Below are 25,203 nucleotides of genomic sequence, written 5' to 3'. Positions count from 1 at the left end.
GCCGGTCTCAGGACTCCTCGTCCGGCCAGGAGAAGGTGAGCGGCTTCTTGCCCTTGAGGTTGAGCTTCGGCACCTTCCCGTGCCAGATGTAGTGGATGCGATAGGCCGACAGGTCGCCGGTGTTCATGGGGTCGGGGCGATCGGTCTCCTCGTTCATCCCCGGGGTCTCCCGGAACTCCCCGTACACGGGCAGCAGGGACTTGGGGTCGATCAGGTAAGTGATCTCGAAGCCGCCGCCGCCGCGGCCGTAATAGGCGTACGGGTGCTCCCCGATGCTCTTGCCGTCGAAGCCGATCTCGTGGAGGGCGAAGATGAGAACCTGTCCGCCCCAGTAGTGGCCGTCCATCTTGACCGGCTTGAGCTCGACCGGGAGGCGTACGTACTGCTTGCCGTCGTGCTCCGCCAGTGCCGGCTTCCCGGGCCTCATCAGGCCCTTCGCGGCGCCGTCCCGCAGGTAGCCCACGAAGGCGTCGGCCTGCTCATCGGTGAGACCGTTGATGTTCACCCCGTCGGAGTACCGGCCGGGGCTGTAGGTGCGCTCGCACGTCTGGTCCGACTTGGAAATCGAATCCCAGTCCTGCCGGTCCTCGCTGAGGGTGAGGAAGACGTAGTAGCTGGCGCCGTCGACGCACCGGGTCAGGTGGTCGGGGACCTTGCCGTCCCGCAGCGACAACGCGGTATGCGAGAACTGCTTGGAGCGGTAGTCGTGCGCGGATTCCTCGATGCCGTCCGGCATGCCCGCCTCGAAGTCGTCGAGGTCGCGGTAGGTGAGTCTCTTGGCGTGCGCGACCGGCTGGGTGGCCTGCTTCCTGAACATCGCCCAGAACAGCGCGTCCCCGTTGATCTTCGTCACGTCGGCCTGGGTGAGCCGGTCCTTGCTCAAGCCGGCGATCTCCTCGGGGGAGTCCGCGATCGGCGCGCCGCCGCCCTCGTTGTCGAACACGCCCAGCAGCGCCGCGCCGCCGATGCCCGCCGCGACCGAGACCACTGCGACGATCGACGCGATGAGCACGATCGTGCCCTTCCGGCCGGTCGGCGGCGATGGGGGCGGTGCGCCCTGCCAGCCCTGCGGCGGCGGCCAAGGCCCGTGCGGCGGCCCCGGCGGCATGGAGGGTTGTCCAGGCGGAGGTGGCCATCCCTGCGGTTGGTGCGGGGGTGGCGTGTACGGGCCGCCTGGGCCTTGCTGCGGGGTGTGGCCCGGCTGCCAGGGCGGGCCGTACGGCGGTTGAGACATAGCAGGACGTTAAGGGATCAACGCCCAGCTGACAGGTGTTTCTGTCGCATGCGGGCGGCTCCCGGGGGTCGGGTGGTCGAGCTTGCTTCGAGCGTCTCGTGACCTTGAGAAGGAAGCTCGACGTGACTGGCGAGGATCACCCCGTTGAGCCCCCGGGCCAGTGACGCCGTGGTGGTTCTGGTCAGCGCGGGGGGTAAACGCAGAATTCGTGGCCGTCGGGATCGGCCATGACCACCCAGTCGACGTCGCCCTGGCCGATGTCGATGCGGGTCGCGCCCAGGGAGATGAGACGGTCGACCTCCGCTTGCCGGTCACCGTCGGCGGGTGGGGCGATGTCGAAGTGCAGCCGGTATTTGCCCGTCTGCGGCATCAGTGGCGGACCGCCCCACGTGATTTTCGGGCCGCCGTGGGGTGAGCGGATCGCGGTCTCTTCGTTCTGATCCCACACCAGCGGCCAGCCCAGCGCCTCGCTCCAGAAGTACCCGACCTGCTGCGAGCCGTCGCACGCGAGCGCTCCGACGAATCCGCACTCGGCGAGGAACTTGTTGCCCGGCGCGATGACGCAGAACTCGTTGCCCTCGGGGTCTGCGAGCACCACATGACCCTCCTCCGGGCGTTGACCGATGTCGATGTGCCGGGCGCCGAGCCCCAGCGACCTCGCCACCGTCTGCTGCTGGTCCTCGAGGGACGTGCTCGTCAGGTCGAAGTGCATCTGGTTCTGCCCGACCTTTTTCTCCTTGGTCGGGAGGAACCGGATCGGGAAGCCGGTGTCATCGTTCGGCAGGAGGGTGACGCCGTCTCGAGGGTCGTCGGCCGTCTCCCAGCCCAGGACTCCGGCCCAGAAGCGCGCGAGGCCGAGCGGGTCGTGCGCGTCGAAGCAGAGCGCGATCAGGTGACTGGTCATTCTGCTCCGCGTCTCCGATCTGCTGATTCGAGCCGCGGACAGGAGCACGTCCGCAGCCGTAGGGGAGTAACGCTAGGCGCTCAGGGCCTGCCACGCGAACGAATTAACGCCCGGTGGCAGCCTGCCAGCCGTGATAGGCCGGGAGGCAGTTTGTACGGGACCGTTGAGAGGACACCTTGGCTCATGACCGTCCGGCCTGGCTTCTGTGTTGATCTGCACCTTCTCCTGTGTGCCGATGAGCGGCTCCTTCTCGGCGAACGGGTGAACACCGGCTTCATGGACGGGGCGTACCACTTTCCGGCCGGGCGCCTGGAGCAGGGTGAGTCCGCCGCGCTGGGCAGCGGAAGTGGTCAACAGGGAGCCGGACAAATGTGCGGGCTGGAGATGGTTCTCGCCGGGCGCGCTTCCCACCGAGATGATCCCGTACGCGATGGAGGTCCTGGAGTTGATCGGCAAGGGCGTTCTCTATTCGGAACGCGGGTGGGAAGGAGGGCGGTGAAGCCGGCCGTTGGAGGCAAGCCGGTCGCTGGCACACTCTCCCTTCGTGGGTGTTCTGTATGACTACTTCGGTGCGGCCACCGATGAGGAAGCCGCCGCCGTTGTCGACTGGGTGGGCGGGCCGGCGTATCCGCCGCTCGGAGCGGAGCAGAAGGACAGTGTCGATCTCAAGGGCATCGATCCGGCCGTGATGCTGGGAAAGCTCGAAGCGCTGCTGGTCGGCCGGTCGTATGACGAAATCGCCGAGAGCCACGGTGTTTCCGCGGTGAGATTCGTGGAGTCCGGAGAGAAAGGGGTGGTCAGCGTTGCCGACAGGCTCACGGCGGTGCTCGCGGAGGCTACCGATGAGCAGCTCGTTGCGGTGGCCGGGGCTTGGTCGGAGACAGAGGAGTTTCATGGTTTGACCGATCCTGCCGTCCTCCACCGGCCGCTCCACGACCTGCGGGACTTGGCGGCGCGAATCAGGCAGCGAGGGCACCGCCTTTATTGCTGGATGTCCATCTGAGTACGGGGCCGCACGCGCGGGTGGACGCACCGTAGAAAGCCGACCGCCTCTTATGCTCGTGCCATGCGGATCGGTCCCCTTGTCGGCTCTGGCCGTACTGCGGATGTGTTCGCAGTCGATGACGCATGGGTGGTTCGCCGGTATCGGGACGGTCATGACGCGTCCGCCGAGGCTGAGGTGATGTCCTACCTATTCGACCTGGGCTATCCGGTCCCGAGAGTCGGCTCGATCGACGGCGGCGAATTGACCATGGAACGGTTGAGCGGTCCCACCATGGTGGGGGCGCTCCAGCAGGGGACGATCTCCGCGGAAGAGATCGGTGCGGTCCTTGCGAGCCTGCTGCATCGACTCCACGCGCTGCCGGCGCGAATCTCAGCTGATCCGGCGGATCGTGTGCTGCATCTCGACCTGCACCCGGAAAATGTGATGATCACGCCCGCCGGGCCGATGGTGATCGACTGGAGCAACACGACGGAGGGTCCGCCCGCCCTGGACTGGGGGATATCGGCGTTGATCCTGGCGGAGGTCGCGGTGGATCCGCGGAACGAAGCGTTACCGGCTCGTGCCGTCCTGGTCTCCCTGCTCGGCCACGTCGAGCATGCGATCAACCTGGCAGGGGCTTTGGCGATGCGTGCCGCCAACCCGACCCTGAGCGAAGGCGAGAAACGACGTCTTCAGGAGGCCGCGGCGCTGGTTCGATCCCTGAAACCGACGGTGATCCGGCCGTAGCCGGGTCTCTCGGTCGAATGCGGGGCCGCTAGCATCGCGACCGTGGCGGACTGGGGGCTTCGGGCGGCTTCGGTGGCGGATGTCGAGGCGGTGGCCGAGTTGCGGGCCGTGGTGCTGAGGCCGGATCTCGAGCGGCTCGGGCGGTACGACGAGGTGCGGGTGCGGCAGCGGCTGCGGGACGGGTTCGCGCCGGAGCACACGTGGGTGATCGAGGTGGACGGCGCCATGGCCGGGTGTGTGGCGTTGCGGCCTGCGGAGCACGCCTGTTGGCTGGAGCATTTCTATCTGGAGCCGGATCGGCAGGGCAGGGGCATCGGTTCCGCCGTGCTGAGCAGGTTGCTGGAAGGGTGCGATCGTGAAGGCGCCGTGGTCCGGCTGAACGTCTTGCAGGGCAGTCCGGCGCGCCGGTTGTACGAGCGGCATGGGTTCACGGTGGAGACCGAGGACGAGGTGGACGTGTTCATGGTGCGCCGGCCGTTTTCTTGATCCGCCGGTGATGTCGGTGGTGCGCTCCAGGGTGCTGTGAGATCAGGGGCGGCTCCTTGCTCCATCAGTGCTCGCCCGAGGAAGGCCGGGTGTACGCGGCGTGCCTGCCCGGCCTTGCCGTCGTGTGCACGGACGAAGCGTTCCTCACGGAGCCGTCCGAGCTCGACCGACGCTTCCTGGACGAGGCCGCCGGCCGGACGAGCTACCTGGTCGCGACGCACAGCGGGGGTGACTGGTTCGCGTACGCGATCTGGGACGGTGACGGCGCCTTGCGGTCGTTCAGCGCTTCCGGGAGTGACGGGGTGTCCGAGCTACTCGGCGAACCGCTGCTCTTCGAGGCCCCGTACCTGGATGGCGACGGCGCGCCCGACCCGTACGAGGCGATGAGCCTCGGGGACGATGCGATGCGAGAGTTGTTCGGCGTCACCTTCGACGACGTCGCGCTGGAGAAGATCACGCTCGCCGGGTACGAGGTGACACAGCCCCCGTCCGATCGCCTAGGGCATGCGGAGCAGGCCGAGTTGGCGCAGTTGGGTGGCGAGGTCGACGACGCCCCAGATCTCGGCGATGCGGCCGTCCGCGAAGCGGAGGATGAAGATCTCGTTGTACGTGACCGACCTGCCGGTCGGCGGCAGGCCCAGGTATTCGCCCTGATGGGTCCCCGTGACCGTGTTTCGGCATACGACCTTGTCGCCCTCGCTGATCACGTCATCGACCGTGACGTGGATGTCGGGGAACGCGCGCAGGAGCGTCGCCCACACGTGCTTGAGGGCCTGCGCGCCGGCGGCGCCGGTCGGCACGGGCGCGTGGAAGATCAGGTCGGGGTCGACGACCTCGTCGATCGTCTTCGCGATGAGCTCCGCGTCGCCGCTGTTCGTCGCGTCGTGCAGGCGGTTCCACACCGCTTGGTCGCGGGTTGTGGTCATGGTTTCTCCTCACTCCGGCTCTCGTACACGTGACACCGGAGCCGGTCGATTTGTGACATCGAGGCCCATCACATTCGAGCGCGGTACATCGTCGAGAGGGCATGACGAACGCGGAACAGACCTCGGTGCTGATCACCGGAGGCAACAAGGGGCTCGGTTTCGAGGCGGCCCGGCGGCTCGGGGAGATGGGCTGGACGGTCTTTCTCGGCTCGCGTGACGAAGGCCGGGGACGGGCGGCCGCCGAGAAACTGACCGCCGGCGGCGTGCACGTGGTCATGGTCCCCCTCGACGTGACCTCGGACCAGTCGGTCACCGACGCCGTACGCCTCGTCGAGCAGCACACCGACCACCTCGACGTACTGATCAACAACGCCGGCGCGCCCGGCAAGGGCGTGGCGCCGGCGGCCGCGACGGTCGAGGAGATCCACTCCGTCTACGACACCAACGTGTACGGGCCGATCCGGGTCACGCACGCGTTCCTGCCCCTGCTGCAGGCGGCGGACCATCCGCGGGTGGTGATGGTGTCCAGCGCCGGCGGTTCGTTCACGGTCGTGACCGATCCGGAGCAGCCCTTCTCGCAGTTCCACGAGCTCGCGTACAGCTCGTCGAAAGCGGCGCTGAACATGATCACTGTCCGGTACGCCCAGGCGCTACCGAAGATCAAGTTCAACGTCGCCACCCCCGGCGAGGTCGCGAACCGCAAATTCGCCGCGACCGACATGAACCATCACACCGGCGAGCTGACGGTCACCGAGGGCACCGACTCGATCGTCAGGCTGGCGACGATCGACGCGGACGGCCCGACCGGGATCTTCGTCGATCGTCTCGGCCCCGTCGCGTGGTGACCCGAGCCTGATCACGGCAGTGCGCCGACCGGGGCGACGGTGTGCGTCCCGCCGCCGGTGCACCGCCAGACGGCGGTCTTCTGATCCAGTACGGCCCGCAGGCCGCGGTCGTGCGCGCCGCAGACGGGCCAGACCTTCCAGCTCTGCCCCATGATCGCTTGCTGAGCGGCGTCGGCGACGGTCGCGAGCGCCCCTTGCGCGTCCTCTCCCGGGTGCTCACGCCCCGTTCCTCCAGGAGGAAGGCGAGTTCGAGGACGGGCCGGGCGTCGCCGGCGCGCGACGCCGTGTGGACGCGGTCCCGCAACTCGTCGCAGTGCACGCCGCAGTGTCGCCTGTTGCGCGATCCCCGGCAACGGGTATGTTTCGCGCGCGGTTCTTCGGGGGTGCGGCGAGGCGGCGTTCTCACGAGGGCTACAGTGCCGCTCAGCGCTTGGCATCGTGCCTGCGTACTGCGGTAACACCATTGATTGTCGGGGGACGAACGATGACGGATGACGCGACCCCATTGGGGCGTCTCGCACTGGCCCGTACGGCGCAGAGCCGTGTGGAGGAGCTCGCGACCGGCGCGCAGGCTCTGGCGTTGCTGGCCATGGTGCACGAACGGGGGTGGACGAGCTTTCTCGCGGAGCCGCGCGGCCTGGACCAGCTGGCCGCCTTCTCACGCCTGCCGGCCGGCAGGGTGGCGAACCTGGTCGGCGCTCTGGAGGCCGTGGGCGTCGTCGAGCAGCACGACGGGCAGGTCCGGCTGAGCCCGGCGTACGCGGAGCTGGCGGCCGACGACGCGATGATCGACCTCGGCACCGTGCTCGACAGGGCGGAGCTGATGATCCGGCTGGTGCGCGCGGCGGCTGAGGACGCGGGTGAGCTGCGGCTCGGCGGTGCCGACGCGCTGGTCATCGCCAAGGCGGTCGGCGGGCGGCCCACGCCGGTCACCGAAGCGGTTTTCCAGCATCTGTACGCCGAAGTCCCGGAGTACGCCGAGGCGGTACGCGACGGACGGCTGCTCGACGTCGGCTGCGGGGTGGCCGGCGCGATGCTGACCTCGGCCTCGATGTTCCCGAACATGCGGGCGGTGGCGATCGAGCTGGTGCCCGCCGTCGCGGCCGAGGCGGAGAGCCGCGCCAAGAGGCTCGGGGTTACGGACCGGGTGGAGGTGCGCTGCATGGACGCGCGGGACTTCGACGAAAGGGACGCCTTCGACGCCTGCTTCTGGGCTCAGCCGTTCTTCCCGGAGTCTTCGCGGGACGCGACGCTGCGCATGATCCGGGGCGCGCTGAAGCCCGGAGCGCTGCTGATGATCCAGGAAATGGAGAGCGAGCCGGAGGACGAAGCCCAGCGGCTCCCGTTCGCGCTGCGCCGGCTGGTCTACGAGGGTCAGGGGGTGCCGTTCGCGCCGACGGCCGAACAACTGGTCGCCGAGGCAGAGGCCGTCGGTCTGGTGCCCCATCGCATGGTCCCCACCAATTTCGGACGGATCGTACTCATGCGCCGACCGGCGGACGACTGATCGTGGCGCGTGTCGCGGGACGGACGGCGGCGCAGGCGGCGAAGGAGCTGCTCGCCAGGGGGATGTGAGCGCAGAGGCTCATGGTCGGCGGTATTCACCAAGGGGATTATTGAGCTCACTCACAGTAGTCACCCTGGAGGCACGATGCGCCGGCTGAGAGCCGATCTCCCGCTGTTGGCCATCGCCGTGTGGCTGCAGCTGACGGGCGCGGCGGACTTCGCCGGAAGGATCAGGGAAGGCTCGGAGGCGGCGATGTTCGCGCTCCTCGACGCCCTGCCGCTCAGCCTGGTCACCACCGTGATCACGGCGGTCCTGGTGGCGCTCTACTTCGTCACCAGCGCGGACTCGGCCTCGTTGGTGCTCGGGTCGCTGTCCACCAGGGGCTCGCTGCATCCTCCGCGGACCTTGGTCGTGATGTGGGGTGTGCTGGTCGGGGCTGTCGCGCTGGTGCTGCTGCTGGCCGGCGGCTGCAGGCGCTGCAGCAGGCGACGATCCTGGTCCCGCTGCCGTTCGTGGTGGTCATGCTGCTGCTCTGCCTGGCGCTGGTGAATGAGCTGCGGGTGGACCCCGGCGCGGGCCGTACGTTCACCGCGACGACGCACGGCTTGCGGGAGGCCCTGCGCCGGGTCAGCAGGGAGGACGACGGCGGCTGAGCCGGCCGGGTCAGTCCAGGCAGAACTCGTTGCCCTCGGGGTCGGTCATCACGATGAAGCCGGCGCTCATCGGCGGAGCGGGCTCGTGGCGGCGTACCCGTGTCGCGCCCAGCGCGACGAGCCGGTCGCACTCGGCCTCCAGCGCCGCCATCCGCTCGCCTCCCTCCAGCCCCGGAGCCGCGCGGACGTCGAGGTGCACGCGGTTCTTGGCGGTCTTGTCCTCCGGCACCTGCTGGAAGAACAGCCGCGGGCCGTGCCCGTCCGGGTCCTCGACGGCCGAGGCCGCGTTGCGCCGGTCCGCCGGCACACCGGCCCGCGCGAGGAAGTCGTCCCACGCGGCCAGCGGGTCGGCGCCCTCGGGGAGGTCGACGCCGGGCGGGCCGGGGTGGACGTAACCGAGCACGTCGCGCCAGAAGGACGACAGCGCTCGTGGGTCGTGGGCGTCGAAGGTGACCTGGATGTGGCGGCTCATCGGGCGGCCCCGTTCATGTGCAGGTAGAGGTCGCGCAGCAGGCAGACCTCGGACAGGTGGTGGATCAGCTCGCGGTTGATGTGCAGCACCAGGTCGGCCATGGGCGCCTCGGGGTACGGCTCCTTCTCGCCGACCGGGACGCGGAGCCCGGCCTCGCCGAGGTCGCGCACTCCGGTCAGCCAGCGGTCGAGCTGGGTTTCGAGCTGGTCGAGCACGCCGGCCGCGGTGCCGGCGTACTGCCAGGTCTCGTACGACGCCGGCGGCGCGCCGAAGTGCGCCGCGTTGCGCGCGGCGAGCACGCCGACGATGACGTGACCGAGCCGCCAGGCGATCGTGGTGAACGCCGCGGGGACCGGCTCGGGAAAGGCGTAGTCGATCGTGAAGTCACCGACGCCGGCCTGCACGGGCGCCGTCGAGCTGCCACGCGGTCGCACACTCCAGGCGTCCGGCACCGGCGACCAGAAGTACTCGTCGTCGGTGAGGCCGTCGAGCCGGGGCCGGAGCTGATGGTTCCAGTGGAACTGGATCTGCTCGCGCAGGGTCGCGTTCCAGTCGAGTTCGGCTGCGTTCATGGAGGCACTCTGACACCCCTGGCGGACAGGATCGGTCCGCTATCGTCTGGCAGTCTGGGTGACATGAACGGCGCCGAGCGCGGTACGACGGAGCGGGTGCTCACCCTGCTGGGCCTGCTGCAGCAGCGCCAGGTCTGGACCGGCCCCGAGCTCGCCGACCGGTTGGGGGTCACGCCGCGCACCGTACGGCGTGACGTCGAACGGCTGCGCGCACTCGGCTATCCGGTGCACGCCACGCAGGGGGTCGGCGGCGGCTACCAGCTCGGCCCGGGGCACGACCTGCCGCCGCTGCTCCTCGACGACGAGGAGGCGATCGCCACCGTGGTCTCGTTGCTGGCCGGCGCGAGCGGCGCGGTCGCCGGCGACGCCGCGCTCCGGGCGCTGACCAAGCTCGACCGGGTGCTGCCCACCCGGCTGCGGCACGAGGTGCGGGCGCTGTCCGGCTCGGTCGACTCCTTCGGCGCAGCGCGTACGCCGGCCGATCCCGAGGTGCTCATGACGCTGGCCAGGGCCTGCCGCGACGAGGTCGAGGCCGGTTTCGACTACCCGTCCGGCGACGACGTGCGACGGCGGCGGGTCGAGCCGTACCGCCTCGTCGCCTCCGACCGGCGCTGGTATCTCCTCGCCTACGACCTCGACCGCGACGACTGGCGCAGCTTCCGCGTCGACCGGATGTCCGGGGTGTCCGCGCGGACCTGGCACTTCCGCCCGCGCCCGGCGCCCGACGCGGCGACGTACGTGCAGGAGGGCGTGGCGAGCCGGGTCTACCCGCACCAGGCGCGGTTCCTCGTGCACGCGCCCGCCGAGACGGTGCGCACGCAGCTCTCGGCGTCGGCGGCCGTCGTACGCCCACGGGGGAGCGAGCGCTGCGAGGTGCTCAGCGGCGGCGCGAATCTCGACGTCGTGCTCGCGTACGTGCTGCTGCTGGGGCACGACTTCGAGGTGCTCGACCCGCCGGAGCTCGGGGCGCGCTGCCGTGTGCTGGCCGGAAGACTGCTGTCAGCCTTTGTCGGCGGCGAATGACCTGCTGATCAGCCGGGTGCGATGTCGTCGCGCGGCTCGCGGTCGGCCACGGCGTAACCGCGCGTCCACACGAGCTCGTCCGCGGCGGCAGGGTGACGATCGTGGGCATCGGGGGCAAGGACCAGAAGGTGGAGTTCTCGGCGCTGGAGTTGTTCCACTTCGCGCGTACGATCACGGGCCGCGTGGCCGGCTCGCTCGATCCCGACCGGGACCTGCCGCGCCTGTACGAGCACGCCATCGACGGCACCTTGGACCTGGGGCGCTCATCAGCCGGGAGACGGACCTGCACGGCATCGACGCGGCGTTCGACGACATGGCGGCCGGTCGCGTCGCGCGCGTGCTCGTCCGCCCCAACGCGTGACCGGAGGGACAGCAGTCATGGTCATGGTCCGTACGCCTGACGGCATCGAGCCCTACGGGGAGGAACACGGCACCGGCCCCGCCGTCTTCGTCCACGAGTTCGCCGGGGACCACCGCAGCTGGGCGCCGCAGTTCAGCGCCCTGTCGCGGCGGTACCGCTGCATCACCTACAACGCCCGCGGCTACCCTCCCTCCGAGGTGCCCGAGGATCCGGCCGACTGCAGCCAGTGCCACGCCGGGGTCGACATCCCGGCGTTGATCATCGCGGGCGACGAGGACGAGGGCTGCCTGGAGCGGGACTTCATGCTCAAGCGCACCATGCCGCGCGCGGGCCTGCTGGTGCTGCCCAAGACCGGGCACACCGGCAACCTGGAGGAGCCCGACACGTTCAACCGGGCCGTGCTCGACTTCCTCGCCGCCGTCGAGCTCGGCCGGTGGGACAGACGCGATCCCCGGGCGCGCGGGCTCAGCTCCACCGGGCTCGAACGATGACCCCGCACCTGCGGCTGGACACCCGCGGGCCGATCGCCACGCTGACGATCGACCGCCCGGCCAAGCGCAACGCCATGAACGTGGAGATGTGGTCGGCGCTCCCCTCCCTGGTCCGGGAGGTGGACGCCGACGACGGTGTGCGCGTGCTCGTCGTACGCGGGAACGAGCACTTCTCGGCGGGCGCGGACATCGGCGAGTTCGAGGCGCACCGGCGCGGTGCGGCGGCGGCGCGCCGCTACAGCGAGATCGTGCACACCGCCGAACGTGCCCTCGCCACCCTGCGCAAGCCGACGATCGCCGCCGTCGCCGGGTTCTGCCTGGGCGGCGGTTGCGAGCTGGCGCTCGCCTGCGACCTGCGCATCGCCTCGGAAGACGCCCGGTTCGGGATCACTCCCGCCAAACTCGGCATCGTCTACAGCCTGACGTCCACCAAACAGCTCGTCGACGCCGTCGGGCCGGCGTGGGCCCGGCAGATCCTCTACACCGGCGACCACCTCGACGCGGCCACGGCGTTGCGGATCGGCCTGGTCAACGAGGTGCACCCGGCGGAGCGGCTGCTCGCCCGGGCGTACGAGCTGGCGGAGATCACCGCGAGCCGGGCCCAGGTGTCGGTACGCGGCAGCAAGGAGATCATCCACCGCGTCCTGAACGGTCAGCACGAGGACGACGACGCGGTCCTGGCACTCTACGACGCCTCCTACACCAGCCCCGAATACGCCGAAGGCGTCGAGGCCTTCCTCGAGAAACGGCCACCCCGGTTCCTCTGACCGTCCGGCTGATCGGCGGCGGCGCGGCCTGCGTCGCCGCTCTGTCGGTGGCCGCTGCGACGATCGGCCCGTGATCGATCACTATCGCCGTCTCTTCCAGCAACAGCAGTGGTTCGAGGAGGCGCTCTGCTGGATCGTCGTGCTGCCGTTCGACGAGGAGACCACGGCGGACGATCTGCTGTGGCGGCTCAACGGCGGCCGTGATCCGAGGAGCGCGTGATGACGTGCCCCCGGGAGGAGGCGTTCGAGGAGGAGCAGCCCGTGTTCTTCGTCTACGAGGGCGAAGGCGCCTCGGGCTTCCTCGAGTTCACGCACGGCTTCGCCCCGGCCGACCACGTCCTCGCCGAGCTCAGCAGGGAGTCACGCGTGTGGATGACGACCTGGCACTTCAACGGCGGCCACACGATCCTCTACGCGGCCGACGGCCGGACGTCTTGGACGACTGGCACCGAAGTTGAGCTCCATCGGCACGACCTGGTCGGCCTCGACAGGACGGCCGGGAGGCCGGGGAAGGGGGATCGGTAAGGTCGGGATCATGAGCGTCGAGGTTGAGATCGCACGCGAGGCGACCCCCGATGTCGTGGCCGCGCTCGGCCGGCTGCTGCCGCAACTGTCGACGACCGCGAAGGCGCTCGATCAGGAGGCCGTGGCGCGGCTGCTGGCCTTCGCGTCGAACACGGTGCTGGTCGCGCGCGTGCGGGGGGAGATCGTGGGCACTCTGACCCTGGTCACCTTCCCGCTGCCGTCCGGCCTCCGGGCGCGGGTCGAGGACGTGGTGGTGGACGAGCGCGCTCGCGGGCGCGGGGTCGCGGCGGCGTTGACCGGCCGAGCCCTCGCCCTGGCGAGGGAGGCAGGAGCCCGAACCGTCGACCTCACCTCACGCCCGTCCAGGCACGCCGCGAACCGCCTGTACGAACGGGCCGGCTTCCGGCGACGGGACTCGGTCGTCTACCGGTTCGTCCTGGACGGCCACGGTCCGGCTACGTGAGACCCGGCCTGCCGGGGAGCGCTGTCACGCCCGCAAGGTGGTACGGCCATTCCTACCGACAGGGCTTCTCTGGTTGCGGCACCGGCCACGCGCGCACAGTGGAGCCATGAACACTTCCTTCCTCGGCGACAAGCCCGTTCACCGCGTCGGCTTCGGAGCCATGCAGCTCGCCGGCCCCAACAGCTTCGGCCCGCCCGCAGATCCGGAGGCCGCCAAGGCCGTGCTGCGTCACGCCGTCGCGCACGGCGTCGACCACATCGACACCGCCCAGTTCTACGGCCCCGACGTCGTCAACGACCTCATCCGGGAGGCGCTGCACCCCTACCCGGAGGGCCTGCGCCTGGCGACCAAGGTCGGCGCCGTCCGTGACGAGCAAGGCGCGTGGCTGCCCAGCGGCGCCCCGGCCGACCTCGAACACCAGGTGGAGCAGAACCTGCGCTCCCTGCGGGTCGAGCGGCTGGACCTGGTGAACCTGCGTCGTTTCGAGCGCGACATCCCGGACGGCACCGAGCCGCCGCTGGAGGACCAGCTCGGCGCGCTCGTCGAACTCCGCGAGCAGGGCAAGATCGACATGATCGGCATCTCGAGCGCCAACGCCGACACCGTGCAGGCCGCGATCAAGACGGCCGGCATCGTCTCCGTGCAGAACGCGTACAGCATCCTGAACCGTACTGACGACGCCATCCTGCGGTTGTGCCGCGAGCACGGCATCGCGTTCGTCCCGTACTTCCCGCTCGGGTCGGCGATCGGCAGTGGCGGTCCGAAGCATCTCGCCGCCGACCCGCACGTGAGCGCGGTCGCGAGGAAGCACGGCGTCACCCCGACGCAGGTCGCGCTCGCCTGGCTCCTCGCGCAGGACGAGCGGGTGCTGCTCATCCCCGGCACCAGCTCGATCGGGCACCTGGAGGAGAACCTCGCGGCCGGCGAGATCACCCTCGACGCCGAAGATCTGGCGCTGCTGGACAAGGTCGAGCCCGTCCCGCTCGGAGCGTGAACAGCCGCGCGGCGACGGCTGACAAGCCGGGTGAAGCTCGCGCGGCCACGTCGCGGAAGTCAGCGCCGGGTGACGGCCTCCTCCAGGATCGAGCGGAGCGGGGTGGCCGGGCGCCGGAGGAGGCTCTCCAGGTCGGGGCCGGTGGTGGCGAACTCGCCGCGGCGGGACGCGTGGAACATGCCGAGCAGCATGCCGGCCCGATCCGCCGGTACGCCGTGGCCGGTCAGGGTGGCCGTCCACTCGGCGTCGTCGGCGACGACGCGGCGGACGGCGCGACCGGTGAGCTCGGTGACGATGCCGGCGATGTCCTGGAGGTCGAGCGCCACCGGCGCAGTGAGCGGCGGGGTCGGGCCGTCGAACCGGCCCTCGTCGGCGAGGATGATCGCCGCCGCTTCGGCGAGATCGGCGTGCGCGGTCCACGACACGGGGCCGTCGGCCGGCGCGACCAGCTCGCCCGTCTCCAGCGCCTGGCCGAGCAGGAGGCGGACGGTGGCGGCGTAGAAGCCGTTCCTGAGCGCCGTGAACGGTGTGCCCGTCTTCGACAGGTGGGCCTCGGTGGCGGCGTGGTCAGGCATCGGCGCGAAGAGCGAGTGCTCGGCGGCGCCCTGGTGGCTCGTGTAGAGGATGCGCCTCGCGCCGGCGTCGCGCGCGGCCTCGACGGCCGCGACGTGCTGGGCGACGGCCGCCTCGCCGGTCTCGTTCGTGGAGACGATGAGCACCTGGGTGGCGCCATCGAACGCGTTCGCGAGGGAGCGCGGGTCGGTGAAGTCGCCGCGCCGCACGCGCACGCCCCGTGCGGCGAGGCCGGCGGCGCGGCCGGGGTCGCGAACGCTGACGCCGACCTGGTCGGCGGGGACTCTCTGGACCAGCTGCTCGACGATCTGTGAGCCGAGCAGGCCGGTCGCTCCGGTGATGACGATCATGATGTGAGCCCTTCACGCGAGTTGTAGAACGCCGATAATAACAACGATAGCAACGTCGATAGCAAGAGTGCGTTACCATTGGCAGCATGGTGGAGGCCAGGGCAGGGAGCGCCGGCAGGCACAAGACGCGGGCGCGGATCGTGGAGGTCGCGGCGCGGCTCCTGCGTGAGCAGGGCGCCGTCGCGGTCACCACCCGCGCGGTCGCGCAGGCGGCCGGCATGCAGGCGCCGACCATCTACCGGTTCTTCGAGGACAAGGACGCGCTGCTCGACGCGGTCGCCGAGCACGTCTTCACCGCGTACGTCGCAGAGAAGGCACTCGCCGAGCCCGGCGACGACCCGGTGGCGGATCTACGGGCCGGCTGGGAGACGCACATCGGCTTCGGCCTCGCCAACCCGGCGCTGTTCGGGCTGCTCACCGATCCCAGCCGCACGACGCGTTCACCCGCGGCGGTCGCGGGGCTGGAGGTCCTGCGCGGCCGGGTGCACCGCGTCGCGGCGATCGGCCGGCTGCGGGTCCCCGAACGGCGCGCGGTCGAGCTCATCCACGCCGCCGGCACGGGCGCCGTCCTCACCCTGCTGTCCATCCCCGAGGAGGACCGGGACCTCGAGCTGGCCGACGCGATGTACGAAGCGGTGATGCGCCTCATCCTCACCGACGCGCCGGCGCTCGCCGCCGACGGCACGACCGCGGTGACGGTCGCGTTCCGGGCCCTCGCCCCGAAGCTGCCGATGCTGACCACCGCCGAACGCGCCCTGCTGTCGGAGTGGCTGGACCGCGCTGAGGGGTCCCCCGACGCCTGAGGTCGCCGCGCTCCGCATCTCGAAGCGGAAATCGCGTTGTTCTCGCCCGTCCCGGCGTGTTGTGATCGGCGGGAACGCCGCCGACGCCGAAGGAGGGGTGATGCGCCGGTCATACCGGGCGGTCACGCCGACGCTCTGAACACAGGGGACGGCGCCGACGCCAGTGAGCGCGGGATGACACCTACCGCTGGCGGCTGAGGAGGCTCGGCTGACAGTGACCGGGACAATCCATCCAAACCCGGTCGAGGTACGGATCCGGCGGCTGAGAGACGCCCCGGTGAAGCAGGAAGCGGAAGTAATCGCCGACCCCTGAGGAGGGGGAACGGGCGGTGAACCGGTCCATCGCCCGCGTCAAGCCTGGGAGCTCGCCGAACGCCGAGCGAGAACCCTGCCGCGGCATGATGCGCCCCGAACGTGCGGAGCATCGCGGCGGCAAGGGACTCGTGCTGGTCCACCGGTGCGTCGTCTGCGGTTTCGTGCGGCCCAACCGGGTCGCCGACGACCCCGTGCAGGGCGACGACATCGACGCGATCATCGCGCTGATGTCCGTCGCCGGGTAGCACGGCACCGCCCATGGCCGGACGTGTCACGCCCGATCGGCGTTGCGCAGGTGGCGCAAGGTGCCGATCTCGGCGGCGTTCTTCATGAGCTCGAGGTTGGCCCAGCCGAGCACGTGGCCGAGGGAGAGGGAGCCGTCGGCGAACCAGCCGGTTCGTTCGGTGGAGTCGAGGTCCGCCTCGGTCAGTGAGGTCAGGGCGGTGGTCCACCGGTCGTGGCAGTCGGTCAGCCAGGCGATCGCCGAGGCCACGTCGCCGGGCCACGGGGTCAGCGCGGCGGCCCGCGACCAGTCGAGCGCCGCATCGGGCCGGCCGAAGCACTGGGTGTGGGCGTGGGTCCACCAGAAGCCGATGTGCCACATCACCCACCCGACGGACAACGCCGGGATCGGCTCGGGCTCGGGCACCGCCCAGTCCGCCGCCCAGGTGCCGTCCGGCTGCCGGCGAACGCTCCAGCAGTTGGCGGCCGGCTCCCACAGGGCCTCTTCGTCGGTGACCTGCTTCAGGTGCAACGACAGCAGTGACCAGGACACGTCCAGCTGCCAGCGCAGGCGTTCCGGTTCAGTCATGGCAGAACCCTAGAGCAGGTCGAGGACGGCGGTGAGGGCGTCCGGGCGGGCATCGGCGGCGAGCGGTTCGACCAGACGCACCGGGCAGCCGAGCGCGGCGGCGCCGGTGTCGGCCTCGGGGTCGTCGCCGACCATGAGGACGCTGTCAGGGGGCAGCCCCAGCGAGTCGCACGCGAGCTGGAAGATCCGCGGGTCGGGCTTCTTCGCTCCGGTCTCGTACGAGAGCACGAACACGTCGACGTACTGGGTGAGGTCGTGAAAGTCGAAGACCGGGCGCAGGTCCCAGCCGATGTTGCTGACGACCGCCGTGGGCACTCCCCGCCGGCGCAGCGCCGCGAGCACGTCGCGCGTGTCCGGATAGGGGTGCCAGGCCTCCGGGCGGAACGTGCGCTCGTAGAGGGCGTCGGCCAGGGCCGGGTCGGGGAGCCGGGCCTCGCGGGCCAGGGCGGTGAAGCAGGCGCGATGGCAGTCGTCGGTCAGGTCGCGATCACGCCAGAGATCGGCCAGATGCGCGGGCACCTCGTGCGGCGTGGGGCCGCCGGGCTGTGCGCCCATGCGTGCCAGACGATCGGCGCACGCGGCGATCTCCGAGTCCTTGAGGACGAGCCGGCCGTGAGCCTCCAGGCCGCCCCGCAGCCATCGCTCCACGGGCTCGATCCGCAGCAGCGTCCCGGAGAAGTCGAACATCACACCTTTGATGGACAACACGCGCCTTTCTTCAGCCAACGATCTTTCATGACCCTATGTCCTCGACGTTTCATAGCGTCGTCCTCACAGAACGGGGCTTCACGGGACGATGGAAGACGGTCGCCCCGTCCGTACGGTCGGACGGCGGAGGTGAGGCCGCATGCGGCACGAGAACGAACCGGGCGGCCGGCGCGTCAGCGCGTGCATCCTCTGCGAGTGCAACTGCGGAGTCGAGGTGCTGGTGGGCGCCGACGGCAGGACGTTCGACCGGATCCGCGGTGACCGTCGGCATCCCACGTCGCGGGGCTACACCTGCAACAAGGCGCTCCGGCTCGACAGCTACCAGAACGGCGGCACCGGCCGGATCACCTCACCCCTGCGGCGCAGGCCGGACGGCACGTACGAGGAGATCGGCTGGGACACCGCGATCGCGCAGATCGCGGCCGGGCTGCGCCGGGTCCAGCGGCGGCACGGCGGAGAGTCGATCTTCTACTACGGCGGCGGCGGGCAGGGCAATCATCTCGGCGGCGCCTACGCGTCGGCGACCCGGGCGGCGTTCGGCTCCCGTTACTGCTCCAGCCCTCTCGCGCAGGAGAAGACGGGCGACTTCTGGGTGTGCGCCCGCATGCTCGGCGGCTACAACCGCGCCTGGCCGACATCCATCTCCAGGTCCGCCCGGGCACCGACGCGTACGCGCTCGCGGCGCTGACGGGTGTCCTGGTCCAGGAGGGGCTGCTCGCCGACGCGTGGCTGGCCGAGCACGCGGAGGGGCTCGCGGCCGTGCGCGCCGTACTGGAACAGGTCCCGGTCGGACGGTACTGCGAGCACGCGGGGGTGCCGGAGGAGCAGGTACGGAACGCGGCGCGGCGCATCGCCCGAGCCTCCTGCGTCGCGGTCGCCGAGGACCTCGGCGTGCAGATGAACCGCCACTCCACGCTCGTCAGCTATCTCGAGAAGCTGCTGTGGTCGCTGACCGGCAACTTCGGCAGGCCCGGCGCGCAGTACCTCCCGTCGACCCTGGCCGGCCTGGGCCGTGACCGCGGCCGCCCCATGGCGGAGGTGCGGCGCAGCCCCGTCGTGGGAGCGCCGATCATCAGCGGCCTGGTGCCGTGCAACGTGATCGCGGACGAGATCCTCACCGACCACCCCGCCCGCTACCGGGCGATGATCGTGGAGAGCAGCAACCCGGTCCACTCGCTCGCCGGGTCGGCCCGGATGCGGGCGGCGTTCGAGGCGCTCGACCTGGTGGTGGTGATCGACGTCGCCATGACGGAGACGGCGCGGCTGGCCCACTACGTCCTGCCGGCTCCCACGCAGTACGAGAAGTACGAGGCGAGCTTCTTCAACTTCGAGTTCCCCCGCAACGTGTTCCACCTGCGCCGCCCGGTGGTGACGGCCCCGGAGGGCGTGCTGCCGGAGCCGGAGATCCACGCCCGTCTGGTCGAGGCGGCCGGCGCCCTCGGCGAGGCGGACTACGCCCCGCTGCGCCAGGCCGCGGCCGAGGGCCGTGCGGCGTTCGCCGCCGCGTTCACGGCGGCCGTCGCGTCCGACCCGCGGATGAGCAAGCTCGCCCCGGTGCTGCTGTACCGGACCCTCGGCCCGACGCTGCCCGACGGCGCCGCCGCCGCGGCCGTCCTGTGGGGCATGGCGCACGGCCTCGCCGCGAGCAGCCCCGGCGGTGTCCGCCGCGCCGGGTACGGCGAGGGCCCGGAGGCCGGAGAACGGCTGTTCGCCGCGATCCTGTCCGGCGAACACGGCGTCGTCGTGACGGACGACGAGCAGGAGGCGTCCTTCGCCCGGCTCAAGGGCGGCAAGGTGCGCCTGGAGATCCCCGAGCTGCTGGCCGAGCTCGCGGCCCTTCCCGACGCCGAGCCGCCCGCACCCGATCCGCGCTGGCCGTACGTGCTCGCCGCGGGCCAGCGCCGCCCGTTCACCGCGAACACGATCATGCGCGACCCGGCCTGGCGCCTGCGCGACACCGCGGGCGCGCTCCGAATGAGCGAGGCGGACGCCGAGCGGCTGGGCGTGCGCACCGGCGACCGGGTCCGCGTCTCGACGAGGACCGGCAGCGCCGAGGTGACCGTCGAGACGACCGACCGGATGCGGAGCGGCCACCTGGCACTGCCGAACGGGTACGGGCTCTCGGTCCCCGGCCCCGACGGCACGCTGGTGACCACCGGCGTCGCCCCCAACGAGCTCACCTCGGCGGAGGACCGCGACCCGTGGACGGGCACCCCCTGGCACAAGTACGTGCCGGCCCGGGGCGACCCCGTTCCCGGCTGATCGTCAGGACAGCAGCAGGTGGGCGACGGCACGCCCCGACGCGCCGCTCACGCCCGGCCCCGGCCACGTGGCGCCGCCGATCAGGAAGAGGCCGGGCACGGCGGTGGCGTATCCGCCGCGATGAGCCACCACCGGGCGCTGGGTGAACCCCTGGGCCAGCCCGTTGTGGCCGGCGTTGCTGTCGCCGGGCCCGGCGTTCGGGTTCGCCGCCGCGAGGGCGGCGGGGCTGAGCACGTGCCGGGCCAGGATCATGCCGGCCAGGCCGGCCACGTGCCGGCTCGCCTCCGTGACCACCCGGTCGGCGAACCGTTCGGCCATCTCGTCCGTCCATCGGCCGTCGGCGGCGATGGTCCCGCCGGCGTCGCCCATCGGGCGCAGCGGCGCCTCCAGGACCTGGAGCCGCACGACGGCCGAGCCGGCCGGAGCCCGTCCGGGATCGACGGCGGTGGACTCGTGCCAGGAGATGGAGGGGTGGGCGGGCAGCAGACCGTCGTCGGCCTGGCGCACGGACCTGATCAGCTCGCCGACGCCGCGGCCCAGGGTGACGGCGCCGCCCTGGTCGAGGCGGGGATCGGCGAAACGCGGCTTGCGGGACAGCGCCAGGTTGACCTGGAAGCAGCCGCGCCGGTAGCGGAACCGCGCCGCCTGGCCGCGCACACCTGCCGGGACGCCGGGGGCGTAGCGCAGGAGCCTCCCGTACAGCTCGCCGGGGGCGGTCGTGGCGACCACGGCCTCGGCGGCGGTGTACACCGCGCCCTCCGTGGTGCGCACGCCCATGGCGCGCCCCCCGCCGACCAGCACCTCGTCCACCTCGGTGTCCGTGATCACCGTCCCGCCGTGCCTTTCGACGAGTGCGGTCAGTACGGTCACCAGCCGCCCGCTGCCGCCCTCCGGAACCGGGTTGCCCGCGGTCAGGGCGGCGGCGAACACCGAGGCCCACAGGGCGCCGGCCGCCTCGTGCGGGCCGAGACCCACGTGCAGCGGCCACGGCAGGAACGTCGAGCGCAGCTCCTCGGTGTGGAACCGGTCGGTGAGCAGGTCGAACGCGCTGCCGGTGACCAGCTCCTGGAAGGGCAGCGCGCTCGTGGCGCCCTCCTCGTACAGCCTGTCCAGCAACGCGCCCGCCTCGGGCGTGGTCAGGTCCATGCCCAGCAGGGGGAGAAGCGAGCCGAGGTGCGGGTCGAGGTCGGCGAACAGCCCGATCCATCCGTCGTACTCGCCCAGGCGGTCCAGCTCCACGGCCAGCTCGGCGGGGTCGGTCGGGATGACCGCGCTGCGGCCGTCGGCCAGCGACGCACCCGTGGATATCCCGCCCTGCAGATAGCGCAGTCCCAGGTCGCCGAGCTCGGCGCCGAGCTCGGCGAAGACCGGGCCGTGGGCCAGGATGGGGTGGAGCGCGGAGTAGGTGTCGTGCAGGAAACCCGGCAGCGTCAGCTCCTCGCTGCGGACGAACCCGCCCGGCGTCGCGGAACGTTCCAGCAGCGCCACGCTGCGGCCGGCCTTGGCGAGGTAGGCGGCGGCCACGAGCGCGTTGTGGCCGGCGCCGACGAACACCACGTCGAAGGACGCAGGCATGCCGTCACCTCCCGCGTCCGGCGAGGAGATGCGCTGCCAGGCCCCGGCACCCATCGGTCACCAGGGCGGACACGTGCTGCTTCATGCGACGGCCCTTCTCGGTTTCGAGGGTTCTCCCACGCACATTACGAGGCCGGGGGCTCTGCGGCGAAGGACGAGCCTGGGGTTCCCGACCCCAGTCAGACCTGCTTGAGGAAACCGGCGTCGACGGCGAAGTCCGCGCCGGTGGTGCTGGCCGAGCGGGGCGAGGCGAGCAGGGCGATGACGTCGGCGACCTCCTGGGGGTCGACCAGGCGGCCGGTCGTCAGCTTCATCAGGTCGGGCGCCACCTTGGTGAGGACGCTCTCGCGGTCGGTGCCGGCCTGGGCGGCGAGGATGTCGGCCGCGCCGCCGTCCTTCGTCCACCACGCCGTACGCACCGGGCCGGGGGAGACGGTGTTCACCCGGATCCCCTGAGGCGCGAACTCCTCCGACAACGCCTTGGTCAGGTTGTTCAGACCGGCCTTGGCCGCGTTGTAGTCGACGTTCATGGGGGCGGGCAGGCGGGCGTTGCCCGAGGAGACGTTGACGATCGAGCCGCCGCCGCGGGCGAGCATCGGCGCGATGGCCGCCCGGATGGTGCGTACCACGGCGAACAGGTTGAACTCGAACATCACCCGCCAGTCGTCGTCGGTGGGCGCCATGAACGAGAAGCGCGGCAGCGCGACGCCCGGCGGCGGGCCGCCGGCGTTGTTCACCAGGATGTCGAGCCCGCCGAACTCGCTCACCGCCCTGTCCACGATCCGGGCGGGGGCCTCGGGGTCCATCAGGTCGGCCGGGCCGTGGAGCAGATCGCCGCCGAGCGCCGCCAGCTCGGCGCTGCTGCTCCGCGAGACGGCCAGCACGCGGACGCCTTCGCCGAGGAGGGTACGGGTGACGGCCAGGCCGATGCCCTGGGAAGCGCCGGTGACGACGGCGATCCGGCCGGAAAGCTGCAGATCCATGATGTGTTCCCTCATTCGGATGAATCGTTCGAGGGAACGTTACGGACGGGCGTGTGCCGGAGGCTGGCGTGATCCAGACTGGCAATTGCCGCTGATATCGGACGTCGCATCCAGGAGGCAGCATGGACGGCAGAGCGCGGATGACGTTGGCGGCCACCGTGCTCGGAGCACCCGACGCCCGCGCGCTGGCGGCCTTCTACCAGCGGCTGCTCGGCTGGAAGGTCAGGGACGACGAACCCGACTGGGTGGCGCTGCGCGCGCCCGACGACAGCGCCGGGCTGTCGTTCCAGACGGAAGCGGACTACGCGCGCCCGAAGTGGCCGTCCGCCCCCGGGGAGCAGCAGATGATGATGCACCTGGACATCGAGGTGGACGACCTGGACGCGGCCGGAGCCCACGCGGTCGCGGCCGGGGCGGTGCTCGCGGACCACCAGCCCCAGGACGACGTACGGGTCTACCTCGACCCCGCCGGCCACCCCTTCTGCCTGTTCGTCAGGGAAGACTGAACGGGTTACGCCGGGTCGGCCGGCACGTAGGACAGGTTCAGCACGCCGGTCTCGAACGTCTCCGACTTGACCAGCTTCAGCGGGTGGGTCGGGGTGTCCTCGAACAGGCGCCGGCCGTGGCCGACGGCGATCGGGTGGACGAGCAGGTTGAGCCGGTCGAGCAGGCCGTTGGCCAGCAGCCAGCGGACGGTCGTGGCCGAGCCGGACATGTTGATGTCTCCGTCGATCCGCTCCTTGAGCTCGCGGACGCCGGCGGCGACGTCACCGGAGATGATCGTGGTGTTCTCCCAGTCGGCCTTCTGGAGGGAACTCGACAGGACGTACTTGGGCAGCCTGGCGAAGGTCTTGGCGATCTCCGGCTCCGCCTCCGCGCTCGTCCAGTAGGACGACCACTCGTCGTACAGCGTGCGGCCCATCAGCATCGCCGCCGCGCTCTGCATGCCGGCCTCGACCGCCGCGCCCATCTCATCGTTCCAGTACGGAAAGTGCCACTGGTCCGGCGATTCCACCACGCCATCAAGGGAGATGAAAAAGCTCGAAACGATGTCGCCCATGGCTTCTGTTCCTTCAGTGTCCGTTCGCGGGCGTCTCCCGCGCGCGACATGAGACTACGAGAGAGGCGTGCCGCCGGTCTTGTACAGAAACGACACCGGACGTCTTCCGTGGCATCGTGAGGGGATGGCGACCACGTGGGACGAGAGCTTCGCCGAACGGTACGCGGAATGGTCGGCGCACATGACGGCCGACGTCGCGTTCTACGTGGGGCTCGCGCGGCAGGCCGACGGGCCGGTGGCGGAGCTGGCGGTGGGGGACGGCCGGGTGGCGATCCCCGTCGCGCGGGCGACCGGGCGGCCCGTCACCGGGGTCGACGCCTCGCCCACGATGCTCGCCCGGGCGCGGGCCCGCGCTGCGGCGGCGGGGGTGGAGCTCGACCTGCGCGAGGGCGACATGCGCGAGTTCGCCCTCGATGTGCCGGCGGCGCTGGTCTACTGCCCGTTCCGGTCGTTGCAGCACCTGCCGACCTGGGCCGACCGTCGCCGTACGTTCGAGCGGGTCGCCGCCGCGCTCCTGCCGGGCGGGCGGTTCGCCTGGAACGCCCTCGCCTTCGATCACCACCTCGCCGCACGTGCCGACGGTGTGCGGCGGGAGACGCCCGTGCCGCACACGACCCGCTTCGCGGTGGGCGACAACCGCGTGGACCTCGTGCTGGACGACGGCTCGACCAGCTCGTCGTGGTGGGCGACGAAGAACGAGTGGCTCGGCCTGATCGACGTCGCCGGGCTGGAGCTGGAGGCGCTGTACGGCGGTTTCGCCGGCGAGCCCTTCACCGAGCACAGCCGCGAGTACGTCTTCGTGGCCCGCCGTCGCCGCACGAGCGGCTGATCCGGGTCACCGGATCACCTCGTGGTGCGGCCACTCCTCGGTGATCACCTGGGCCAGGAGGTCGTGGGAGCTCTCGACGATGTACGGCACGTGCTCAGGGTCCTTGACGACGGCGCGGGCCGGGGCGGCGAGGAGGTCCGCGCCCCAGGGCTCGATCGCGTTGGCCACGAAACCGGACAGTTCGAGATCGATGTACTCCGGTGCCGTCCACACGTCATAGGCCGCCTGCAGGTCCGCCGGGTGCACGCCCAGCCACAGGGCGAACGTCGCGGAGAACCCGTGGGAGAGCCTGACCGGCAGCAGGCACCTGACGAAGGCGCCGACGTTCTCCACTGCCATCATCACGTCATTGCCCCAGCGACCGGCTTCGAGCTCGGCGGGATCCAGGGCGAGCACCGGGTCGGGGAGGCGGAAGCGGATCTGGCGGTCGCGCTCGTCGAGCGGCGCCCCGCAGGCGCACAGGGCGCTGTCGGTCATGAGTACAGATCGTAGGGGCGTTCGCGGCGACCCGCCGCCGGTGGATACCGAACGGCATGGGCGAAAAACGTCTACCGTCCCGGTGCATGGCGGATTCCAGGGACATCATCCACGCCGTCCTCGACACAGCGCGTTTCTGGCCCACCTCGACTTGACCGGCAGGACCACGGTCTGAGGTCAGGGGCGTGTGCATGGTGACGGCCATCGCGGGACGCTCCATCGAAGAGCCACGGTACGCGTACGACGGAGAACAGGGCGATGGCCGCGCCACCAGTGTGGTGCGTGGCCGGGCACCACGGAAGAGACTTCACAACCGGTGACCCCGACTTGTCGGCCACCCCTGCCCTCCTTCGCCCGCGTCGCGCGGGGTGCCGGAACCGTACTTTCGGCCGGTATGGGAGATAGGTCGGCGGCTTCTAGCGTGGCGGGTGTGCGGGAGCGGTGGGTGGACGCGGTGGTCGGGGTGGCGGGCCTTTGGGTGCTCGCGTACACGGCGTACCGG

General features: G+C 70.9%; 34 protein-coding genes and 1 pseudogene. 22 read left to right on the top strand and 13 right to left on the bottom strand.

Annotated features, from left to right (window positions below):
- Nucleotides 1-7 precede the first annotated feature (7 nt).
- Together C1J01_RS07105 and C1J01_RS07100 are read right to left on the bottom strand one after the other, a co-directional pair.
- Nucleotides 8-1,012, bottom strand: a complete 1,005-nt coding sequence (locus tag C1J01_RS07105) for a hypothetical protein (protein WP_111177289.1) — start codon at nt 1,010-1,012, stop codon at nt 8-10.
- Between the two features lie 403 nt (nt 1,013-1,415).
- A complete protein-coding gene (locus tag C1J01_RS07100; RefSeq protein ID WP_111177287.1) occupies nt 1,416-2,138 on the bottom strand; it encodes a VOC family protein in 723 nt (240 codons plus the stop codon).
- A 544-nt stretch (nt 2,139-2,682) separates the two neighbouring features.
- Here C1J01_RS07100 and C1J01_RS07090 point away from each other — a divergent pair.
- The 4 genes and pseudogenes from C1J01_RS07090 to C1J01_RS54075 all read left to right on the top strand — a co-directional run.
- Complete coding sequence (locus C1J01_RS07090; RefSeq protein ID WP_111177285.1) at nt 2,683-3,141, top strand: hypothetical protein; 459 nt, start codon at nt 2,683-2,685, stop codon at nt 3,139-3,141.
- A 63-nt stretch (nt 3,142-3,204) separates the two neighbouring features.
- Entirely contained in the window at nt 3,205-3,870 is a 666-nt protein-coding gene (locus tag C1J01_RS07085; protein WP_111177283.1) for a phosphotransferase, read from the top strand.
- Between the two features lie 42 nt (nt 3,871-3,912).
- Entirely contained in the window at nt 3,913-4,356 is a 444-nt protein-coding gene (locus tag C1J01_RS07080) for a GNAT family N-acetyltransferase (RefSeq protein WP_111177281.1), read from the top strand.
- 41 nt (nt 4,357-4,397) lie between these two features.
- Nucleotides 4,398-4,814 (top strand): annotated as a pseudogene (locus C1J01_RS54075) (DUF6928 family protein); the annotation flags it as partial.
- A 39-nt stretch (nt 4,815-4,853) separates the two neighbouring features.
- Here C1J01_RS54075 and C1J01_RS07075 read toward each other — a convergent pair.
- A complete protein-coding gene (locus C1J01_RS07075; RefSeq protein ID WP_111177279.1) occupies nt 4,854-5,282 on the bottom strand; it encodes an ester cyclase in 429 nt (142 codons plus the stop codon).
- Between the two features lie 101 nt (nt 5,283-5,383).
- Between C1J01_RS07075 and C1J01_RS07070 the strand changes: the two genes are divergently transcribed.
- Nucleotides 5,384-6,127, top strand: a complete 744-nt coding sequence (locus C1J01_RS07070; RefSeq protein ID WP_111177277.1) for an SDR family oxidoreductase — start codon at nt 5,384-5,386, stop codon at nt 6,125-6,127.
- An 11-nt stretch (nt 6,128-6,138) separates the two neighbouring features.
- On the opposite strand, the gene C1J01_RS49635 is transcribed toward C1J01_RS07070, so the two are convergent.
- On the bottom strand, nt 6,139-6,279 hold the full coding sequence (locus tag C1J01_RS49635) for a hypothetical protein (RefSeq protein ID WP_181448612.1): 141 nt from the start codon (nt 6,277-6,279) through the stop codon (nt 6,139-6,141).
- A gap of 332 nt (nt 6,280-6,611) precedes the next feature.
- On the opposite strand from C1J01_RS49635, the gene C1J01_RS07065 reads away from it, so the two are divergent.
- The 3 genes from C1J01_RS07065 to C1J01_RS52990 all read left to right on the top strand — a co-directional run bounded on the left by C1J01_RS07065 (nt 6,612) and on the right by C1J01_RS52990 (nt 8,287).
- On the top strand, nt 6,612-7,634 hold the full coding sequence (locus C1J01_RS07065; RefSeq protein WP_146615485.1) for an SAM-dependent methyltransferase: 1,023 nt from the start codon (nt 6,612-6,614) through the stop codon (nt 7,632-7,634).
- Between the two features lie 144 nt (nt 7,635-7,778).
- Complete coding sequence (locus C1J01_RS07060) at nt 7,779-8,183, top strand: BCCT family transporter (protein ID WP_220039777.1); 405 nt, start codon at nt 7,779-7,781, stop codon at nt 8,181-8,183.
- A complete protein-coding gene (locus C1J01_RS52990) occupies nt 8,156-8,287 on the top strand; it encodes a hypothetical protein (RefSeq protein WP_268958607.1) in 132 nt (43 codons plus the stop codon). The genes C1J01_RS07060 and C1J01_RS52990 overlap by 28 nt, the downstream gene beginning before the upstream one ends.
- 10 nt (nt 8,288-8,297) lie before the next feature.
- Here C1J01_RS52990 and C1J01_RS07055 read toward each other — a convergent pair whose 3' ends face one another.
- On the bottom strand, nt 8,298-8,759 hold the full coding sequence (locus C1J01_RS07055) for a VOC family protein (protein ID WP_111177273.1): 462 nt from the start codon (nt 8,757-8,759) through the stop codon (nt 8,298-8,300).
- Nucleotides 8,756-9,331, bottom strand: a complete 576-nt coding sequence (locus C1J01_RS07050; RefSeq protein ID WP_111177271.1) for a DinB family protein — start codon at nt 9,329-9,331, stop codon at nt 8,756-8,758. The genes C1J01_RS07055 and C1J01_RS07050 overlap by 4 nt, the downstream gene beginning before the upstream one ends.
- 63 nt (nt 9,332-9,394) lie before the next feature.
- On the opposite strand from C1J01_RS07050, the gene C1J01_RS07045 reads away from it, so the two are divergent.
- The 8 genes from C1J01_RS07045 to C1J01_RS07015 all read left to right on the top strand — a co-directional run bounded on the left by C1J01_RS07045 (nt 9,395) and on the right by C1J01_RS07015 (nt 13,955).
- The gene (locus C1J01_RS07045; RefSeq protein WP_111177269.1) at nt 9,395-10,354 is read left to right on the top strand and encodes a helix-turn-helix transcriptional regulator; all 960 of its coding nucleotides are present in this window, start codon (nt 9,395-9,397) and stop codon (nt 10,352-10,354) included.
- 101 nt (nt 10,355-10,455) lie between these two features.
- Complete coding sequence (locus tag C1J01_RS49630; RefSeq protein WP_181448611.1) at nt 10,456-10,755, top strand: hypothetical protein; 300 nt, start codon at nt 10,456-10,458, stop codon at nt 10,753-10,755.
- Entirely contained in the window at nt 10,733-11,206 is a 474-nt protein-coding gene (locus C1J01_RS07035; RefSeq protein WP_111177265.1) for an alpha/beta fold hydrolase, read from the top strand. The genes C1J01_RS49630 and C1J01_RS07035 overlap by 23 nt, the downstream gene beginning before the upstream one ends.
- Nucleotides 11,203-11,973, top strand: a complete 771-nt coding sequence (locus C1J01_RS07030; RefSeq protein WP_111177264.1) for an enoyl-CoA hydratase/isomerase family protein — start codon at nt 11,203-11,205, stop codon at nt 11,971-11,973. The genes C1J01_RS07035 and C1J01_RS07030 overlap by 4 nt, the downstream gene beginning before the upstream one ends.
- A gap of 70 nt (nt 11,974-12,043) precedes the next feature.
- The gene (locus C1J01_RS49625) at nt 12,044-12,193 is read left to right on the top strand and encodes a hypothetical protein (protein WP_181448610.1); all 150 of its coding nucleotides are present in this window, start codon (nt 12,044-12,046) and stop codon (nt 12,191-12,193) included.
- Nucleotides 12,193-12,498: a hypothetical protein gene (locus C1J01_RS49620; protein ID WP_181448609.1), complete on the top strand. Its 306-nt coding sequence runs from the start codon at nt 12,193-12,195 to the stop codon at nt 12,496-12,498. Before C1J01_RS49625 ends, C1J01_RS49620 begins: the two co-directional genes overlap by 1 nt.
- Before the next feature lie 10 nt (nt 12,499-12,508).
- Nucleotides 12,509-12,961, top strand: coding sequence for a GNAT family N-acetyltransferase (locus C1J01_RS07020; protein WP_111177262.1), 453 nt, complete (start codon nt 12,509-12,511; stop codon nt 12,959-12,961).
- A 106-nt stretch (nt 12,962-13,067) separates the two neighbouring features.
- Nucleotides 13,068-13,955 (top strand): oxidoreductase, encoded by an 888-nt coding sequence (locus C1J01_RS07015; RefSeq protein ID WP_111177260.1) that lies wholly within the window; start codon nt 13,068-13,070, stop codon nt 13,953-13,955.
- Between the two features lie 59 nt (nt 13,956-14,014).
- Here C1J01_RS07015 and C1J01_RS07010 read toward each other — a convergent pair whose 3' ends face one another.
- Complete coding sequence (locus tag C1J01_RS07010; RefSeq protein ID WP_111177258.1) at nt 14,015-14,878, bottom strand: NmrA family NAD(P)-binding protein; 864 nt, start codon at nt 14,876-14,878, stop codon at nt 14,015-14,017.
- Nucleotides 14,879-14,964: 86 nt separating this feature from the next.
- Between C1J01_RS07010 and C1J01_RS07005 the strand changes: the two genes are divergently transcribed.
- On the top strand, nt 14,965-15,681 hold the full coding sequence (locus C1J01_RS07005; protein WP_111177256.1) for a TetR/AcrR family transcriptional regulator: 717 nt from the start codon (nt 14,965-14,967) through the stop codon (nt 15,679-15,681).
- A gap of 329 nt (nt 15,682-16,010) precedes the next feature.
- On the top strand, nt 16,011-16,241 hold the full coding sequence (locus C1J01_RS07000; RefSeq protein WP_111177254.1) for an RNHCP domain-containing protein: 231 nt from the start codon (nt 16,011-16,013) through the stop codon (nt 16,239-16,241).
- 26 nt (nt 16,242-16,267) lie between these two features.
- On the opposite strand, the gene C1J01_RS06995 is transcribed toward C1J01_RS07000, so the two are convergent.
- Both C1J01_RS06995 and C1J01_RS06990 read right to left on the bottom strand, forming a co-directional pair.
- A complete protein-coding gene (locus tag C1J01_RS06995; protein ID WP_111177252.1) occupies nt 16,268-16,807 on the bottom strand; it encodes a DinB family protein in 540 nt (179 codons plus the stop codon).
- Between the two features lie 9 nt (nt 16,808-16,816).
- Complete coding sequence (locus C1J01_RS06990; RefSeq protein ID WP_220039776.1) at nt 16,817-17,515, bottom strand: HAD family hydrolase; 699 nt, start codon at nt 17,513-17,515, stop codon at nt 16,817-16,819.
- A 139-nt stretch (nt 17,516-17,654) separates the two neighbouring features.
- Here C1J01_RS06990 and C1J01_RS51125 point away from each other — a divergent pair, with 139 nt between their 5' ends.
- On the top strand, nt 17,655-18,203 hold the full coding sequence (locus C1J01_RS51125) for a molybdopterin-dependent oxidoreductase (protein ID WP_220039775.1): 549 nt from the start codon (nt 17,655-17,657) through the stop codon (nt 18,201-18,203).
- Nucleotides 18,110-19,777 carry a molybdopterin dinucleotide binding domain-containing protein gene (locus C1J01_RS06985; RefSeq protein WP_220039774.1) on the top strand — a complete coding sequence of 556 codons (1,668 nt, stop codon included), beginning with the start codon at nt 18,110-18,112 and terminating at the stop codon, nt 19,775-19,777. Before C1J01_RS51125 ends, C1J01_RS06985 begins: the two co-directional genes overlap by 94 nt.
- Nucleotides 19,778-19,780: 3 nt before the next feature.
- Here C1J01_RS06985 and C1J01_RS06980 read toward each other — a convergent pair whose 3' ends face one another.
- The gene (locus tag C1J01_RS06980) at nt 19,781-21,352 is read right to left on the bottom strand and encodes a phytoene desaturase family protein (RefSeq protein ID WP_181448608.1); all 1,572 of its coding nucleotides are present in this window, start codon (nt 21,350-21,352) and stop codon (nt 19,781-19,783) included.
- A gap of 179 nt (nt 21,353-21,531) precedes the next feature.
- Nucleotides 21,532-22,335 carry an SDR family NAD(P)-dependent oxidoreductase gene (locus tag C1J01_RS06975; protein WP_111177359.1) on the bottom strand — a complete coding sequence of 268 codons (804 nt, stop codon included), beginning with the start codon at nt 22,333-22,335 and terminating at the stop codon, nt 21,532-21,534.
- 122 nt (nt 22,336-22,457) lie between these two features.
- Here C1J01_RS06975 and C1J01_RS06970 point away from each other — a divergent pair, with 122 nt between their 5' ends.
- Nucleotides 22,458-22,841: a VOC family protein gene (locus C1J01_RS06970; RefSeq protein ID WP_220039773.1), complete on the top strand. Its 384-nt coding sequence runs from the start codon at nt 22,458-22,460 to the stop codon at nt 22,839-22,841.
- Nucleotides 22,842-22,846: 5 nt separating this feature from the next.
- On the opposite strand, the gene C1J01_RS06965 is transcribed toward C1J01_RS06970, so the two are convergent.
- Nucleotides 22,847-23,395: a dihydrofolate reductase family protein gene (locus C1J01_RS06965; RefSeq protein WP_111177248.1), complete on the bottom strand. Its 549-nt coding sequence runs from the start codon at nt 23,393-23,395 to the stop codon at nt 22,847-22,849.
- Between the two features lie 124 nt (nt 23,396-23,519).
- Here C1J01_RS06965 and C1J01_RS06960 point away from each other — a divergent pair, with 124 nt between their 5' ends.
- Nucleotides 23,520-24,224, top strand: a complete 705-nt coding sequence (locus tag C1J01_RS06960; protein ID WP_220039772.1) for a class I SAM-dependent methyltransferase — start codon at nt 23,520-23,522, stop codon at nt 24,222-24,224.
- 6 nt (nt 24,225-24,230) lie between these two features.
- Here the strand turns inward: C1J01_RS06960 and C1J01_RS06955 are convergent, their stop codons facing one another.
- Nucleotides 24,231-24,701, bottom strand: coding sequence for a DUF2199 domain-containing protein (locus tag C1J01_RS06955; RefSeq protein WP_111177247.1), 471 nt, complete (start codon nt 24,699-24,701; stop codon nt 24,231-24,233).
- Nucleotides 24,702-25,203: the final 502 nt, after the last annotated feature.

Source organism: Nonomuraea aridisoli (genome assembly GCF_003236395.1).
GTDB lineage: Bacteria > Actinomycetota > Actinomycetes > Streptosporangiales > Streptosporangiaceae > Nonomuraea > Nonomuraea aridisoli.
This window is presented reverse-complemented; position numbering and strand designations above follow the sequence as displayed.

Excerpts from the sequence above, each read along its gene's own strand:
- C1J01_RS07100 (WP_111177287.1), bottom strand. The coding sequence starts at position 2,138 with ATGACCAGTCACCTGATCGCGCTCTGCTTCGACGCGCACGACCCGCTC.
- C1J01_RS07085 (WP_111177283.1), top strand. The coding sequence starts at position 3,205 with ATGCGGATCGGTCCCCTTGTCGGCTCTGGCCGTACTGCGGATGTGTTC.
- C1J01_RS07075 (WP_111177279.1), bottom strand. The coding sequence starts at position 5,282 with ATGACCACAACCCGCGACCAAGCGGTGTGGAACCGCCTGCACGACGCG.
- C1J01_RS07070 (WP_111177277.1), top strand. The coding sequence starts at position 5,384 with ATGACGAACGCGGAACAGACCTCGGTGCTGATCACCGGAGGCAACAAG.
- C1J01_RS49635 (WP_181448612.1), bottom strand. The coding sequence starts at position 6,279 with ATGGGGCAGAGCTGGAAGGTCTGGCCCGTCTGCGGCGCGCACGACCGC.
- C1J01_RS07065 (WP_146615485.1), top strand. The coding sequence starts at position 6,612 with ATGACGGATGACGCGACCCCATTGGGGCGTCTCGCACTGGCCCGTACG.
- C1J01_RS07060 (WP_220039777.1), top strand. The coding sequence starts at position 7,779 with ATGCGCCGGCTGAGAGCCGATCTCCCGCTGTTGGCCATCGCCGTGTGG.
- C1J01_RS52990 (WP_268958607.1), top strand. The coding sequence starts at position 8,156 with ATGCTGCTGCTCTGCCTGGCGCTGGTGAATGAGCTGCGGGTGGACCCC.
- C1J01_RS07055 (WP_111177273.1), bottom strand. The coding sequence starts at position 8,759 with ATGAGCCGCCACATCCAGGTCACCTTCGACGCCCACGACCCACGAGCG.
- C1J01_RS07050 (WP_111177271.1), bottom strand. The coding sequence starts at position 9,331 with ATGAACGCAGCCGAACTCGACTGGAACGCGACCCTGCGCGAGCAGATC.
- C1J01_RS07045 (WP_111177269.1), top strand. The coding sequence starts at position 9,395 with ATGAACGGCGCCGAGCGCGGTACGACGGAGCGGGTGCTCACCCTGCTG.
- C1J01_RS07035 (WP_111177265.1), top strand. The coding sequence starts at position 10,733 with ATGGTCATGGTCCGTACGCCTGACGGCATCGAGCCCTACGGGGAGGAA.
- C1J01_RS07030 (WP_111177264.1), top strand. The coding sequence starts at position 11,203 with ATGACCCCGCACCTGCGGCTGGACACCCGCGGGCCGATCGCCACGCTG.
- C1J01_RS49620 (WP_181448609.1), top strand. The coding sequence starts at position 12,193 with ATGACGTGCCCCCGGGAGGAGGCGTTCGAGGAGGAGCAGCCCGTGTTC.
- C1J01_RS07020 (WP_111177262.1), top strand. The coding sequence starts at position 12,509 with ATGAGCGTCGAGGTTGAGATCGCACGCGAGGCGACCCCCGATGTCGTG.
- C1J01_RS07015 (WP_111177260.1), top strand. The coding sequence starts at position 13,068 with ATGAACACTTCCTTCCTCGGCGACAAGCCCGTTCACCGCGTCGGCTTC.
- C1J01_RS07010 (WP_111177258.1), bottom strand. The coding sequence starts at position 14,878 with ATGATCGTCATCACCGGAGCGACCGGCCTGCTCGGCTCACAGATCGTC.
- C1J01_RS07005 (WP_111177256.1), top strand. The coding sequence starts at position 14,965 with ATGGTGGAGGCCAGGGCAGGGAGCGCCGGCAGGCACAAGACGCGGGCG.
- C1J01_RS06995 (WP_111177252.1), bottom strand. The coding sequence starts at position 16,807 with ATGACTGAACCGGAACGCCTGCGCTGGCAGCTGGACGTGTCCTGGTCA.
- C1J01_RS51125 (WP_220039775.1), top strand. The coding sequence starts at position 17,655 with ATGCGGCACGAGAACGAACCGGGCGGCCGGCGCGTCAGCGCGTGCATC.
- C1J01_RS06980 (WP_181448608.1), bottom strand. The coding sequence starts at position 21,352 with ATGCCTGCGTCCTTCGACGTGGTGTTCGTCGGCGCCGGCCACAACGCG.
- C1J01_RS06975 (WP_111177359.1), bottom strand. The coding sequence starts at position 22,335 with ATGGATCTGCAGCTTTCCGGCCGGATCGCCGTCGTCACCGGCGCTTCC.
- C1J01_RS06970 (WP_220039773.1), top strand. The coding sequence starts at position 22,458 with ATGGACGGCAGAGCGCGGATGACGTTGGCGGCCACCGTGCTCGGAGCA.
- C1J01_RS06965 (WP_111177248.1), bottom strand. The coding sequence starts at position 23,395 with ATGGGCGACATCGTTTCGAGCTTTTTCATCTCCCTTGATGGCGTGGTG.
- C1J01_RS06960 (WP_220039772.1), top strand. The coding sequence starts at position 23,520 with ATGGCGACCACGTGGGACGAGAGCTTCGCCGAACGGTACGCGGAATGG.
- C1J01_RS06955 (WP_111177247.1), bottom strand. The coding sequence starts at position 24,701 with ATGACCGACAGCGCCCTGTGCGCCTGCGGGGCGCCGCTCGACGAGCGC.